The organism is Chryseobacterium sp. SIMBA_028, assembly GCF_046535285.1.
Taxonomy (GTDB): Bacteria; Bacteroidota; Bacteroidia; order Flavobacteriales; family Weeksellaceae; genus Chryseobacterium.
Genome location: NZ_JAWRWZ010000016.1, coordinates 16,161 through 29,998, shown reverse-complemented (window position 1 = coordinate 29,998; position 13,838 = coordinate 16,161). Strand labels below are relative to the sequence as shown.

Sequence of the window (13,838 nt, the reverse complement as noted above, 5' to 3'; positions counted from 1 at the left end):
TATTGATTAAAATTTTAGGTTGCAAAAATAGGAATTTTTTATGACAAATACCCATTTAAAATCAACTAATACAGCCAAATATTGTTAAATAAAAAAACCACTGAAAAAATCAGTGGTTAACCAAATTTAATATGAAAAGATATAAGTCCTTTTCTTCGAAAGGTTTTCTTTTTAATTAATGAAAATCAATAAATAGATCTACATCGCTTTCACCTCCTACAGTGCTTCCCAATTGGTTATCTGCAGATGGAGAATTATCATTTACAGAAGTAGGGCCATGTACCAGTGTAATGTTCACTTTACCGGCTGCTGCAGTGGCTACAGTCCATTCTGTTTTAATTCCTAATTTTTTACCATCAGTTCTTACGATATCATCAGCTGCTCTTTTTACTTTTATATCTGCTCCTGAGAACTTATAAACTACAAAGTGCATATCTTTTTCTTCTATAATTTCCTCAGCACTGTGATAATGATCATCGTGCTTAATTTGAAAATCAACATCTACAGCATAAGTTGCTCCCTGATTAAGGTGAAGATGATCACCCGTTTGCCCGTCTATAACATTCACGGTTTGTTTTTCGCCATTGGCTTTATTGATAAGAGTTACCACAACTTTTCCAATTTCTTCATGCTCATGAATATCTTCAGGGATGTCATCGTTCCCGTTACGACATGAGAATAATAGTACAGCAGCGAATAATAAAAGTGATATGTTGAATAATTTTTTCATTTTAATTTAATTTTTAATATTAATTGTTAGAAATTGTATTTAAGAGTAACCACAAAATTTCTTCCCGGTTCCGGCATATAGTATCTCAATCTGTTGAGATACTCCTTATACTCTTTGTTAAAAATATTGTTGATTCTGAAATTCAGATTCATATTTTTGAATAGGTCCGCACCTATCGATGCGTGAAATATTGAAAACGAGGCAGGAGGAGTACTGTAATCTATTATTTTGGTTACCAATTCTCCATCCTCAATAAACTGCACAGGCTGATCTCTGATTGGGAAACGATTCTGCTTGAACACATTTTCATTTTCCAGTCTGATGTAGAAGTGAGAGGGTTTATTCAGACTGAGCTCCAATGAATTTCTAAGGTTCATAGGCATCATTAGGATAAGAGGTTCATTTTTTGTTAAATCATCTCCTCTTAATGCACTGAAACTTGTTGTCCATTTTAGATTATCTGAAATTGTAAGCTGTGCATCTGCATCTATCCCGTACATTCTGGCTTTCACTTGCTGATAAGCCCAAACAGCAAAGGTTCCTCTGCTTGTATTCTGGATTTCTATCGGCATTTGATTGATGAAGCTGTCAGAAAATATAATATACGGATTGGCTTCCACCTGCAGACCTTTCAAAACATCGAAACGCCATGTCAGAGAAAGATTGGCATTATAAATTTCTTCCTTTTTGATTCTTAAATCTCCTTTTTCAATAATGGCTGCAGAATGGTGAAGTCCGTCAGCAAATAACTCTGCCGGATTCGGAGTTCTGCTCATTCTTGAAAAGTTAAACTTAACATCGAAATCTTTGGAAGGTTTATAATTCAGGCCAATATTTGCTGAAAAATTATGATAATCAAAAATAGGACGAGAAAGCACTCTGCTTCCACTCTGTTTTATGTAAAACTGAGGAAAAGCATTCGCATATTTTTCATTCCACTCCTTGGCATCATAATATTTGTAAGAATCATATCTGCTAAAATCATATCTCACTCCGGCTTCTGCGTTCAGTTTTGGAGAGAAAGTATATTTAAAGATAGAAAAGGCTCCTGCATCATAGCGGTAATAATCTGGAATCAGACGTCTAACCTCGGTTGCCGGATTAGGATAGTTATCCTGAAAACCTGCTGAAATCCCGCTTTCAAGGCTCCAGTTTGAACGTTCAATAAGATGAGTAAGGCTTGCCGAATGGGTAATCAGCCTCAAATCCATAGAAGGAGTGTCTTTCAAATCTCCTTTTCTGATATCATATTCCTTACGTTTGTTCAACTGAAAACTGTATTGGAAAGTAATTTTCCCAAAGTCAGCAAAACGTTTATAGGCAGAAAACTTCGCAATATGATGCTCTACATTCTGCTTGGGATACCCTATATCATAGCTGAAATCATCCAGAAAATAGGGTTGTCCGAAGTTCATGGCTCTGTAGATATCATAGCTGTTTCCCAGGTGTGCCCCTTTATAAATCCCAAAGTCCTGATTGATTCCGCTATAGGAAATATCAAATCCCTGCATAAACCCGTGCTTTCCGAAAGAAAAGTTGAATGAATTCACCTCCGCTCCTGTATTCTGAAGAGTATGATGTGGAATATAAATATCACCCAGCTTTTTATAGCTTCCGCCTGCTTTTACAAACCATTCATTCTCCCAGGATTTAAGCACATTCGCTGAAATCTCACCTCCTCTTCCGTTAGAAATCCCTGAAAGCTTTACATTTCCCATCAAAGTATCTTTCTTTGGTGGAATTGCGGGTTCCAGAAGTACAACTCCCGCTACTCCATCATTCCCATATTTCAACGCGGATGCCCCTTTGATAACATCTATATGTTCAAAGTCATTGACATCTACGTTGGGAGCATGCTCTGCACCCCATTCCTGTTCTGCCAGCTTCACTCCATTATTCATAATAGAAATACGGCTCCCATAAAGACCATGAATAACAGGTTTTGTAATATTATTCCCTGTCTTCAACACGGCAACTCCCGAAATTTTGGAAAGGATATTTCCTAGATTCTCTGTAGAATTCCTCTCTAGTTCTGCTTTATCCAGTGTTTTCATTACTACAGAGCCTTTATTTTTATGGCCTCCGTGTAAAGTAATGGTTTCTATATCACCTGTATGGTGTTCTAAAATAATGGTAATATGAAGATCCTTATCAACTCCTATATTTTCAGTATAATCATTGCAATCAGGATGTTTGGCAATGAGTGTATACTTTCCTGCAGGAATCTTATCAAAGGAAAATTTCCCTTTTTTATCTGTTTTCACTGTAAGGTTTCCGATTTTCACCATCGCATTTTCCAGCATGGTCTTATCATGAAAATCCTGAACGGTTCCTTGTACGGTGTAAGTTTGTTGTGCACTCGTGAATACTGATCCACAAAAGATCAGTAGCAGGCAATATATCAATTTCATTGTAAATAGATGGATTGCGTACCTCTTTTAATAAAGGTACATTTTTCGTTAAAATTTGTTGGATGGGTTTATTTCATTGTACAATGTAGATTGTAAAATGCATTAATGGCAAAAGCTAGTAATAGGGCGTTTTTTTACAATTATAATTTCCCATTACAAACGATTAACGATCTTTCAACGACCTAAAATATTAAACTTTAAGCCCAGAACATATACCTTGAACTCTAAAGTCCAGAGCTATAAACCCAATAAGAATTGATTGATTAGGCAACTGCGGGCGGTCCCCGAAGCTGAAAAGTGAATTTGGTCTGAGACCAAATTTTTTCCTGAATGGCAATAATTTGCTTTACTTCGTGCGTGTAATGCTCAAAGGTAAAGCTTAATTCTTCAGGAGCCAATGTATGTCCGGTAACCAAAAAGTGGCAGGCCAGACAGTCGCCAGCTTTCTCTTTAGCAACAGCCTTCGTCATGGAATTCTCAACCTTTTTAAGATTAAAAGCCTTAAAATAGTCTACAGAATCATGATGGTGAAAGCTTTGAGAAAGCAGTGCGAGGAAGTACACTCCAAACAATAGTCTGGAGATAAAACTCTTTAAGTTTCTGCTTTCTTTAAAAATCATTTTTCAAAATTAGGAAAATAATTTAATTTTCAGACTAAACTTCTATTAAATTACTTTTATGATTTACAGATAATATGTCGAAACAATTTATCTATTGTTACAAAAAAATGCTTCATAATTTTTATGAAGCATTTATATTTTAGCTTAATCAAGTTGAGTTCCCAGATATTCCCATTCCTGCAAAGCAGCATCCAAGTCTTCTTTAGCAGTATTATACTTTTCTAAAGTTTCATCAGAAGGGTTTTCCTTGGTAAAGGAAGCTTCCATTTCTTCAATTTTCGTTTCAAGTTCAGAAATTTTCTCTTCTACTTTCTTGATTTTATTTTGAATATTCTTCTGTTCCTTACTTACAATACCAGATGTCTGGCTGTTACTAACAACAGGCTTCTCTTCAACTTTTTTAGTTTCTACCTTTACTTCTTCCTGATGAAGTTTAGCTTTTTCTGCAGAAATCTCTCTGATTGTTTCCTTTTGTCTATATTCAAGATACTCATTAATATCACCAAGGAATTCTTTCATATTTCCATCACGGAATTCGTAGATCTTATCACAAAGTCCCTGAAGGAATTCTCTGTCGTGAGAAATTACGATCAATGTACCTTCAAAATTCTGTAGAGCCAACTTAATAATCTCCTTAGACTGAATATCCAAGTGGTTGGTAGGCTCATCCATAATCAACGTATTGAAAGGACGTAGCAACAGTTTACAAAGGGCCAAACGGTTCCTTTCACCTCCGGAAAGCACTTTTGTCTTCTTAGAAACGGCATCTCCCTGGAATAGGAAAGATCCTAATAAGTCTCTTACTCTAGGTCTTGTTTCTTCTGTAGCAGCATCTTCAGCCTCTTCTAAAACAGTTTTGTTAGGGGTTAAAACCTCTTCCTGATTTTGGGCAAAATACCCGATGTTTACATTATGTCCAAGATTCCAAGAACCTGAATAATCCTGAATATCGCCTGCTAAGATCTTAGCAAGCGTAGTTTTTCCTTGTCCGTTTTGTCCTAAAAGAGCAATTCTGTCTCCTCTTTGAACGATGAAATCTACATCATCAAAAATTTGTTTTTTACCGTAAGCTTTTCCTAAATGTTCCGCTTCGAAAATAATTTTTCCGGGAACCATAGATTGTACGAAACGGATATTGAATTTTGAAACGTCTTCGTTATCAACTTCGATACGTTCAATTTTGTCTAGCTTTTTAATCAATGATTGAGCGAAAGATGCCTTTGTAGCACTTGCACGGAATTTATTGATGTTATCTTCCATCTGCTTGATCTCCGCATCCTGATTCTTTTTAGCCTGAATCAGTTTTTCACGGCGATCTTCTCGCATCACAAGATATTTTGTATAGTTGGCTTTGTAATCGTCAACTTTTTTATTATTGATATCAAACGTTCTATTACAAACAGCTGTCATAAACTGTTTATCGTGACTTACCAGAACAATTGCTCCGGGATAGTCTTTCAAGAAGTTCTCTAGCCAGATGATGGATTCCATGTCCAAGTGGTTGGTAGGCTCATCGAGAAGCATAATATCATTCTTTTGAAGAAGTAATTTTGCCAATTCGATTCTCATTCTCCATCCTCCTGAAAATTCATCGGTAATTTTTTGGAAATCATCAGCCTTAAATCCAAGACCAAACAATACTTTTTCCATATCACCTTCAAGATTGTAGGCATCATGGTTCATTAAAAGATCATTCAGCTCGGTCATTTTGTTAATCAAGTCTGTATAAGAATCGCTTTCATAGTCGGTTCTTACAGTCATTTGATGATTGACTTCCTCTAGCTCATTTTTCCAAGCATTAATTTGCTCAAAGGCCTGCATTGTTTCAGCCCAAACAGTTCTTCCTTTTACAAAATCAAGATCTTGTTTCAGAAAACCAATTGTAACGCTTCCTTCAGTTACAACTTCTCCTTCGAAGAAATTAATTTCTTTGGACAGCATTTTCAATAAAGTGGATTTTCCCGCACCATTTTTTCCTACGAGACCAACCTTATCATCCTTTTTAATGGTGAAATTTACATTTTGAAATAAATAATTTCCTGAATGGTGTAATCCTAAACCTTGAACCGAAAGCATTTTTTAAATTAATGGTTAATAATGAATAATGAATTTTCGAGCGCAAAAATACGGAAAAAGAAATGAATAGCCCAGAAATAAAAAATCGGGAGCCATAATCGCATCTTTATACCTTGCCTGAAAACAAAAAGGGACATCTTACCTGATGTCCCCAATAACCTAAATTTAAAACTGAGAAGTACTATGTTAATGGTTTATTTCATTTAATATTCTTATTGCCGGAGCTTTTACAATGGAGCGGGTCCAGATATCATTATTGGGAACACTGGTTCCGTATAAAAAATCTGCTACAAAGTTGTCTTCAGGCAAATGAAGTTCAACAGAAAGTCTTCTCTGACTGCCCGGATCTACTGTGGTACTACTTGAAACGTTCAATCCGTTGTTAAGCAGCTCAACATTAATTTCATATTCTGATCTTCCCAACCGGTTGTCGCCATACAGACCAAAATTTGCTGAAATATGAGTATAGTCAGCCAATCCATCATAGTTGTATATTGGTTTCTTCTCCCGTGAAAGATCTTTCATGTAAGTCTCCAATTCTGTATAAAAACTTTCAAGCATGGGGTGTCTGCTATAATCTACTTCAAAATAGATATCCAGATTAAAAACGGATGATATTCTATTGGTTTCTTCAAGCATAAGTTTTCCATATACTTTTGAAAGTTCGTTGTATACCTTGTCTCTGCAAACATAAGCCTGGGATAAAATAGTTCTTTCTTCCATTTTATAATCTGCAAGTAAAGCATACCATATTTTGTTACCTTCTGCATCTGTTTTTGCATTTCTGATCTCTTCAACATAGACTTTCAGATGATCAATATTTAAAAAATCTGTAGAAATATATACTGACTGAGGTCCCTCCAAATAGCCGCCTCCAATGTCTGCATGTGCTCCGGGAACAAAAATCTCTTTCCAGACTGATGAATATCCCTCTATTTTCTGATCCTGCATAGCTCTTGAGTCCCCAAAAAAGCCCGTCAATGGGAAGAAAAATCTACATTCATTCAAAGCACACACGTGAAGTGCATTTTCCACCCGATGAGAAAGACTCAGATTGTAGGTATTAAATGGCTTAGATTCCACTGCATCAAAAATCCCCATGAATTTTATCTTAATATTCTCATTAAAATAATGAGATAGGAATTGATTGCAAAAAGTTCTTACCAGCATTCCACCTCTACCGAATCCGTATAAATAAAAGTGATATTCGCAGCCAACTTCTTTGATTATATTCTGCACAAAGTCATGAGCTTTCTGAAGTTTATCATCAGAAGAATATCCATTTCCATAGGGAGGATTAGCACATGTTGCCATTGCAAAATTGCTATCTTCTTTTCCTGTTACAGTTCCTATTCCCTCAATATATATTTTCTCATATCCGTTAAATGATCTGTATAATTTATAGATATTGGTAAATGCACCATGATAGCTTTCATTATTGTTCAACGGTTTATTGGATGAAAGAGCATTTACTCCGTTGTTTCCTGTACCGTCAAAAAAAATTCCGACGGAAATCACTCTACTGCCATTCATTATTTTAATAATTTTTAATACAGACACTGTCTGTACATTTATGTTTTTTTTACTTAAAATCCCTAAAAGAGACATTTCAAAATAACGGAAGAAAGATCGGTTAAGCTAGAGTGAAAATTACCAAATAAAAAATTCCGTATTTCTACGGAATGAGATTATATTTTTTCAAGAGAGTAAATATTGTTGACAATGGCGTAAATTACGATTCCCACTGTATTTTTGGCTCCAATCTTTTCGAGGATTCGCTGCCTGTGGCTTTCCACGGTTCTTGGGCTTATAAAGAGTTTTTCACCTATTTCATTGTTGGTGAATTCCTGACAAATCAGTTTTACAACATCCTTTTCTCTTTCAGACAGTTCATCTTCTGTTTCAAAAAGCGAATTTTTCTTGGCAGTACTGTTCATATAGGTAAACAGCATCTGATGATCTTCAGCCGTAAAGAAAACTCCATTTTTATCAACCATGGTTATGGCCTCTATAAACGTTTTCTTATTTGAATTTTTGGGAAGGAAAGCAGAAACTCCCAACTTCACCATATACCCCAGAATGGAGGTTTTATAATGAGAAGAAAGAATAATAATCTTAAGATCCGGATATTTTTCCTTGAGAATTTCCACCAGCTCAAATCCGTTCATGGGCTTCATCTGAACATCCACAAGGGCGATATCAGGAAATTCTGATGTTGAAAGTTTTTCCAGATCTTCTATAAAATCGGGACCATTATCGGCGGTAAGACAAACGGATATGTTTTTTTCATTAGACAGCAGCATTTTCACCCCTTCAAGGATCAGCTGCTCATCATCAATCAGTGCTATTTTGATTTGGGAACTCATGATATTTTGGAATTTTTACAATTAAACGACTTCCTTTATTTAAAAAAGTTTTTTTCCATTTGTGAACGGCATTCATAGATTGAATTCTGGATTCAATATTCTTGATTCCCATTCCTTTTTTCACCTCTTCATATTCAAACCCCTGTCCATTATCTGAAATAACAACAGTCATATTTTGTGGATAATCTTTGATGTAGATCCACAGGTCTGTAGCATCAGAATGTTTGATGACATTGGTGGTAAATTCCTGAATAATCCTGTACAACTGTACTTCTACAAAAAGATCTTTCTTTTCATATCCCGGCATTACCTGCAGGGAAATATTAATCTTATGAGAAAGGTTGGCAATGAGTTCTTCTGCATATAAAACCAGCCCCACCGATTCAAGATTAACAGGATATAGTGAGTGGGAAATACTTCTGGCAGCATCAATCAGGGAAGACATTTGGCCGTAGATATTTTTTTTAATCACCTCATCACCTTGGGTATCCAGGTTATTAAGCCATAAGGAAAGAATATTGAGCCTGTTTCCAATATCATCATGAATCATAACTGCAATTCTTTTTCTTTCCTCTTCCTGGGCTTTGATGTTCTCCAGTACTAATTTTTTCTGATGACGAACTTCAGCTTCATGCTGGGTGTTTTTTTCTTTAATAATCCTGCTTATAAAAGCTCTATAGGCTAACATAATAAAAGATACTATAATTGCTATGGTAACAATTATAAGGATCAACAGGTTAATATTTAAGGTTACTTCTTTAATTTGATGAAAGTATATAAAAGTGAACAGTACAAAATACTGGAAAGAATATTATTGGCACTAAAAAGCATGTAATAATCACTTTCTGAAAGATTGGCGATCTGATGCTGAACAATGAAAATAAATACGGACACTGAATAATAGAAAAAAATACTGGCATCCACAAAAAGGAAACGATTCTGGGCAGTTCCGCTTTTAATCTCACCAATCAGGGTAAATCCTGAAAGACAAATAATGACGATATTTGAAACCACCTTTGCAATATCTGCATTGGCAGGATAATCAAAACCATATTTTGAGATCATAAATCCGCCAGCCAGTGTTCCTACCAGAGCGAGAAGATATTTTGGCCAGTTCAGTTTTCTTATGAATAAACTCGACCATAAGAAAAACTCTCCTGCAATATAAAATGGATAAAGAAATGACGTATCATTGAGCCTGAAAACATAAGGCAATACAAGATTCAGTAACTCAATAAAAAAAAGAAAAGCAATACAATGAAAATATTGCTTTTCCTTATGATTTAATATGCGGTATTTAGCTGCTCCCAACAGTATTACAGCCAGAAGCAATCCGTAGTTGAGGAATAAAATCGTCTTATAAAGCTCTGCCATTCCTAACGATATATTTTAAAATTCGCTCCCTACATCCGGTATACGGCAGATAGGAGGACATGGTTTTGCCCAATCATAGGTATTGGTAATCAACTGTACACGCTCTGCATCGCTTTGAAGATTTTCATGGAAAGATATAAAGATAAGTGTTACCAGCATTTTACCATAGATATCATTGTATTTAAGTCCAAAAGAACAAGTAATTTTTGACAAACCGGCATCTGACAGACATAAATCGGCTGTGGGAACATAGAACTTTTTAAAGATTCCCGTTCCCTCAGATTCTTTATATTCCTTGTAAAACCAATCCATTCCAGATTCTCTCCATCTTTCAATGGCCTCTACTGCTACATCCTGTTCCAAAATAGGTTTATTGGATACTGGGAAAGCCATATCTGTATTTTTTTCTATTTTTTCAAATCCCTTGGATAGAATTGTATTTTTAACAACTGTATATTCCAAAACTTCCTGAAGTTTCAGATCACTTGTAAGCTCAGTAAGGTAACTGCATGGGTATTCCTTTTGGTCAATCCTTTTCCCTTCATGATTCATGGGATAAAGGATCAATATCAATAATCCTTTATGAATACCTATTGCCGCACAAAATTCCGGATATTCCTTATATTCCCTCATCCAATCAAGCTGACCTTCGGAAATATTAAAAACATAGTTGGTTGGGATTAGATCTTTTAATCTGGTAAAATTGGTACGACACGTGTTCCAATCATCTGTAGCAGCTCTGCACTCGTCTACAGAAAGCATGAAGTCTACAATATTTAATGTTGTCATAAGCATGGTTTTTAGTTGTATAAAATTATATAAACTAAACATGCTATGCAAGTAAGAATTTAACTAATAATTTTTCACCGTAATATGATAACAGCTTTGTTGTTTTTCTTTAATGTAATAAATTCTACCAGCATCCGCATAGTGCTTTAAAACTTTTTCTAATGCCACTTCCATTTTCGGATTGTACTTGAGAATATTATTGAATCTTACATAAGAAATATCAAAGGAGTTGCCATAATTATGAGAACTTATTCCTAGTGAGGCGTTAGAATTTACTTTTCTTAGTCTGCATTGGTCTTCCAATGTTCTTGTAATGGATGAAACAGTAAATGTCCCACCCTTAGTAGCCTTACTGAATTTAGCTCCCATATTTTCCAGCGTAGTTTTCGCCTTAGAAACCATGTATGCTTTACTATAATCAAGCTTTTGAACATTATATCCTTTCCCTGATTTCTTTATTTTATGAAATTTTCCTTTGCTAATGTACTTCTGTACTGTTTTAGAATCTTTGAGTAATTGGACACCAAAACTCTTCGAAGCATCAAGATGGGGTTTGTAGAGTGCCGTAGGCTCCACCTTTAAAACAGTCGTAAGATCATAGCAGGGAAGAGTTTTTTTTGCTGCCTGCGAATAATGTAAACTATAAATAAAAGGTACGAAGACCACACAAAGAAATTTTCTCATTAACCACCACTTTAAATTACTAACAAAAGATAAAACGTTTATGTTATACCTTTCAACTATGACTCTAATAGTATTTAAATAAATTCCAAACAAACTTTAAACCAAATTATTGAATTTATAATTTTTGTTCCCACATTTTTGAAATATTTTTTTCGTTTTAACTTTTTATTTTAAGATATAAATTCTACATTTGAGTAACATTTTTAAAATAAACAACATGATAAAAAAACTTTTTGCTGAATTTTTCGGCACATTTTGGCTTGTTTTCGGAGGTTGCGGAAGTGCTGTTTTCGCGGCTGGCGTTCCCGATATTGGTATTGGACTCTTAGGAGTTGCACTAGCCTTTGGTCTTACAGTTCTTACAATGGCATACGCTGTAGGCCATATCTCCGGAGGTCATTTTAATCCGGCTGTTTCCTTTGGACTTTTAGCGGGCGGAAGATTTTCCGCAAAAGATCTTGTTCCTTATATTGTAGCACAATGTTTGGGAGCTATTGTTGCAGCAGGATGTCTGTACACAATCCTAAACGGAGCCGGAGTAGTAGATTTCTCTAAACCTGGTGCGTTTGCCACAAACTTCTACGGAGAGGCCGTTTATAACGGAAAAGCATTCAGCATGGGAGCTGCATTTCTGGCAGAGTTCTTATTAACAGCGTTTTTCCTTATCGTAATTATGGGAGCAACGGATAAATGGGCTAATGGTAAGTTTGCCGGAATCGCAATCGGTCTTGCTCTTACTTTAATTCACCTTATCTCCATTCCAATTACCAATACTTGTGTAAACCCGGCAAGATCTCTTTCTCAGGCTGTTTTCACTGGTGGACTTGCCATGTCACAGCTTTGGTTGTTCTGGGTAGCTCCAATTTTAGGAGGAATTGTAGGTGGATTGATCTACAAGTTCTTGCTGCAGAGAGATTCTACGGAAGTAGTGGCAGATTAGAATATGCTTAAAAATTAAAATAAATTTATTTAAAAATAAAAAACCTGTCAGTCGGCAGGTTTTTTTTATTTCAATTTTTTAATTTCAAAAGGGTTCTTAAAAATAAGTTCTTCATGTTTACCTTTGATTTCCATTTTACGCTGAAGTAAATTCAAAGCCATTTTTCTAATGAAAAGATCTTTATCATTTAGTTTCCAGTAAGAATCTTCATGAAGTCTTTTGGGCTCACGGATAAGGTAAAATTCTGTTTCCCAAGTGTCCGCATTATGGTAAAATTCAACAATTCCACAATGTTCAGGGATAAGATTGGCATCTACCATTCCCATTGGCAATAGAAAACTGAACGCATTACAGATGTAGTCTCCACAGGAAATCTTGTCATGCTTCAGAAATTTCTCACCGGTATCTTTATTTAAATATGACTTCTTGAAATCATTCTTAAAGTCACTTTTTGAAAACTTGATCTCTATTTCATGACTCATCCCTTCAGCATCAACGATGAGTATATCTGCCTCCCAATCTGCCTGAAAATAATTTGTCAGAACGAGTTCTTTCTCAAAATCGCAGTGAGAATGGATGTAAGCGTGAACAAGTTCTTCTATTTTGAGCATGATATGGGGTGAAATGGGTTTAAAGGTATCTGGGTAAACTTTTCCTCTGAATAACAGATCTTAATCAGCTTACCAGCAAGCTACAGCCACGGATATCAGAATGGTCTATTCTTCCTAATACCTGAAATTTATCTCCTGTTATTTTTCCTAAATCCTGAGTGGCAATAAAGGAGCAGGAATGGGTATTGGCAAGATCAATAATATTAATGGCCCCTGTTCTTCCTTCTTGTTCATAGGAAAAAGGGTCTTCTGCATTCCTAACCATAATTTTCATCCAGTTAGGACAACTGTATTCATTATTACCCAAAGAGTAGGCCTGGGACAATAATTCTGTCATAGAATATTCTGAATAGATTTGATCTGTATTAAAACCATTTTGCAAAATCTTCAGAAGTTCATCCTTTGTCATTTCTTCTTTTCGCCCCTTCATTCCGCCTGTTTCAATAACGGTCAGATTAAGGGATTCAGAAATTGATAGATTAAGAGATTCTACTGTATCCAGAAAGTCTAACAACGCAAAAGAAACTCCAAAAAGAATCACTTTTTTATCCTTTAACTGACTTAAGAGATCAAAAAGTTCGGAATGATTATAAAGAAAATATCCGTTTTCAGGCTTGTCTGATTTTTTCATCAGATAATCCACCATATAGATGAGTGATGAATTCTGTTTTTCCAGATAACTTGGAAGCAAGCCAAGAAATATAAACTCCTCAGGTTTTCCAATGAACTGTTCAAAGCTTTTATAAATACTTTCCTCATAGAGTTCAGGATTGGCAATACAATGTTTTGACAGATTCATCTGTGTAGTCCCTGAACTTTGAAAAAACAGGTCAGCAGTTACATTTTGATCCAGAATCTGATGATTTTTAAACATTTCAATGGGTAAAAAAGGGATCTTATCAAGGCTTTTAACCTCATCCGGATTGATGTTTAAATAGTCAACAAATTTCCTGTATACTTCAACATTTTCATATTGATAACGAAATGTTTTCAATGATGCATTCAGAAAATCCTGCTCTGTTTGTATGTTGAATATACTTTTCAGCTCCATAATTTTTAATCTTCTACAGTTTTGAAATAAAGTAATTATTGGGGAAACAATATTTTTATTTAATAATTTTTTAATACTAAAATGATACTTTGGTAAACTTCTTGTAAGTATTTACTTGGAATATGGATTAAAAACAGAATGGGTCTCCCACTCATTCGCAAATTACCTCTTTTAGGGGTAATTTTT

At 35.2% G+C, this 13,838-nt stretch carries 13 protein-coding genes; 1 reads left to right on the top strand and 12 read right to left on the bottom strand.

Annotated features, from left to right (window positions below):
• Window positions 1-175 precede the first annotated feature (175 nt).
• The 10 genes from SCA31_RS19225 to SCA31_RS19180 all read right to left on the bottom strand — a co-directional run bounded on the left by SCA31_RS19225 (window position 176) and on the right by SCA31_RS19180 (window position 11,050).
• Entirely contained in the window at window positions 176-730 is a 555-nt protein-coding gene (locus SCA31_RS19225) for a hypothetical protein (RefSeq protein WP_410698637.1), read from the bottom strand.
• Between the two features lie 26 nt (window positions 731-756).
• On the bottom strand, window positions 757-3,141 hold the full coding sequence (locus SCA31_RS19220; protein ID WP_410698636.1) for a TonB-dependent receptor: 2,385 nt from the start codon (window positions 3,139-3,141) through the stop codon (window positions 757-759).
• A 263-nt stretch (window positions 3,142-3,404) separates the two neighbouring features.
• Complete coding sequence (locus SCA31_RS19215) at window positions 3,405-3,761, bottom strand: hypothetical protein (protein ID WP_410698635.1); 357 nt, start codon at window positions 3,759-3,761, stop codon at window positions 3,405-3,407.
• A 144-nt stretch (window positions 3,762-3,905) separates the two neighbouring features.
• Window positions 3,906-5,837: an ABC-F family ATP-binding cassette domain-containing protein gene (locus tag SCA31_RS19210; protein ID WP_410698634.1), complete on the bottom strand. Its 1,932-nt coding sequence runs from the start codon at window positions 5,835-5,837 to the stop codon at window positions 3,906-3,908.
• 186 nt (window positions 5,838-6,023) lie between these two features.
• Window positions 6,024-7,370 carry a phospholipase effector Tle1 domain-containing protein gene (locus SCA31_RS19205; RefSeq protein WP_410698633.1) on the bottom strand — a complete coding sequence of 449 codons (1,347 nt, stop codon included), beginning with the start codon at window positions 7,368-7,370 and terminating at the stop codon, window positions 6,024-6,026.
• Window positions 7,371-7,525: 155 nt separating this feature from the next.
• Entirely contained in the window at window positions 7,526-8,203 is a 678-nt protein-coding gene (locus tag SCA31_RS19200) for a response regulator (RefSeq protein WP_410698632.1), read from the bottom strand.
• The gene (locus SCA31_RS19195) at window positions 8,172-8,891 is read right to left on the bottom strand and encodes a sensor histidine kinase (protein ID WP_410698631.1); all 720 of its coding nucleotides are present in this window, start codon (window positions 8,889-8,891) and stop codon (window positions 8,172-8,174) included. The genes SCA31_RS19200 and SCA31_RS19195 overlap by 32 nt, the downstream gene beginning before the upstream one ends.
• A 62-nt stretch (window positions 8,892-8,953) precedes the next feature.
• Window positions 8,954-9,577 (bottom strand): hypothetical protein, encoded by a 624-nt coding sequence (locus SCA31_RS19190; protein WP_410698630.1) that lies wholly within the window; start codon window positions 9,575-9,577, stop codon window positions 8,954-8,956.
• A 15-nt stretch (window positions 9,578-9,592) separates the two neighbouring features.
• Window positions 9,593-10,366 carry a hypothetical protein gene (locus SCA31_RS19185; protein WP_410698629.1) on the bottom strand — a complete coding sequence of 258 codons (774 nt, stop codon included), beginning with the start codon at window positions 10,364-10,366 and terminating at the stop codon, window positions 9,593-9,595.
• A 63-nt stretch (window positions 10,367-10,429) separates the two neighbouring features.
• Window positions 10,430-11,050 (bottom strand): DUF5715 family protein, encoded by a 621-nt coding sequence (locus SCA31_RS19180; protein ID WP_410698628.1) that lies wholly within the window; start codon window positions 11,048-11,050, stop codon window positions 10,430-10,432.
• A 220-nt stretch (window positions 11,051-11,270) separates the two neighbouring features.
• Here SCA31_RS19180 and aqpZ point away from each other — a divergent pair, with 220 nt between their 5' ends.
• Window positions 11,271-11,990, top strand: coding sequence for an aquaporin Z (gene aqpZ / locus SCA31_RS19175; RefSeq protein ID WP_410698715.1), 720 nt, complete (start codon window positions 11,271-11,273; stop codon window positions 11,988-11,990).
• A 65-nt stretch (window positions 11,991-12,055) separates the two neighbouring features.
• Here the strand turns inward: aqpZ and SCA31_RS19170 are convergent, their stop codons facing one another.
• Together SCA31_RS19170 and SCA31_RS19165 are read right to left on the bottom strand one after the other, a co-directional pair.
• On the bottom strand, window positions 12,056-12,601 hold the full coding sequence (locus SCA31_RS19170; RefSeq protein WP_410698627.1) for a hypothetical protein: 546 nt from the start codon (window positions 12,599-12,601) through the stop codon (window positions 12,056-12,058).
• Between the two features lie 64 nt (window positions 12,602-12,665).
• Entirely contained in the window at window positions 12,666-13,652 is a 987-nt protein-coding gene (locus SCA31_RS19165) for an acyl transferase (RefSeq protein ID WP_410698626.1), read from the bottom strand.
• Window positions 13,653-13,838 lie beyond the last annotated feature (186 nt).

Excerpts from the sequence above, each read along its gene's own strand:
- SCA31_RS19225 (WP_410698637.1), bottom strand. The coding sequence starts at position 730 with ATGAAAAAATTATTCAACATATCACTTTTATTATTCGCTGCTGTACTA.
- SCA31_RS19220 (WP_410698636.1), bottom strand. The coding sequence starts at position 3,141 with ATGAAATTGATATATTGCCTGCTACTGATCTTTTGTGGATCAGTATTC.
- SCA31_RS19215 (WP_410698635.1), bottom strand. The coding sequence starts at position 3,761 with ATGATTTTTAAAGAAAGCAGAAACTTAAAGAGTTTTATCTCCAGACTA.
- SCA31_RS19210 (WP_410698634.1), bottom strand. The coding sequence starts at position 5,837 with ATGCTTTCGGTTCAAGGTTTAGGATTACACCATTCAGGAAATTATTTA.
- SCA31_RS19205 (WP_410698633.1), bottom strand. The coding sequence starts at position 7,370 with ATGAATGGCAGTAGAGTGATTTCCGTCGGAATTTTTTTTGACGGTACA.
- SCA31_RS19200 (WP_410698632.1), bottom strand. The coding sequence starts at position 8,203 with ATGAGTTCCCAAATCAAAATAGCACTGATTGATGATGAGCAGCTGATC.
- SCA31_RS19195 (WP_410698631.1), bottom strand. The coding sequence starts at position 8,891 with ATGTTAGCCTATAGAGCTTTTATAAGCAGGATTATTAAAGAAAAAAAC.
- SCA31_RS19190 (WP_410698630.1), bottom strand. The coding sequence starts at position 9,577 with ATGGCAGAGCTTTATAAGACGATTTTATTCCTCAACTACGGATTGCTT.
- SCA31_RS19185 (WP_410698629.1), bottom strand. The coding sequence starts at position 10,366 with ATGACAACATTAAATATTGTAGACTTCATGCTTTCTGTAGACGAGTGC.
- SCA31_RS19180 (WP_410698628.1), bottom strand. The coding sequence starts at position 11,050 with ATGAGAAAATTTCTTTGTGTGGTCTTCGTACCTTTTATTTATAGTTTA.
- SCA31_RS19170 (WP_410698627.1), bottom strand. The coding sequence starts at position 12,601 with ATGCTCAAAATAGAAGAACTTGTTCACGCTTACATCCATTCTCACTGC.
- SCA31_RS19165 (WP_410698626.1), bottom strand. The coding sequence starts at position 13,652 with ATGGAGCTGAAAAGTATATTCAACATACAAACAGAGCAGGATTTTCTG.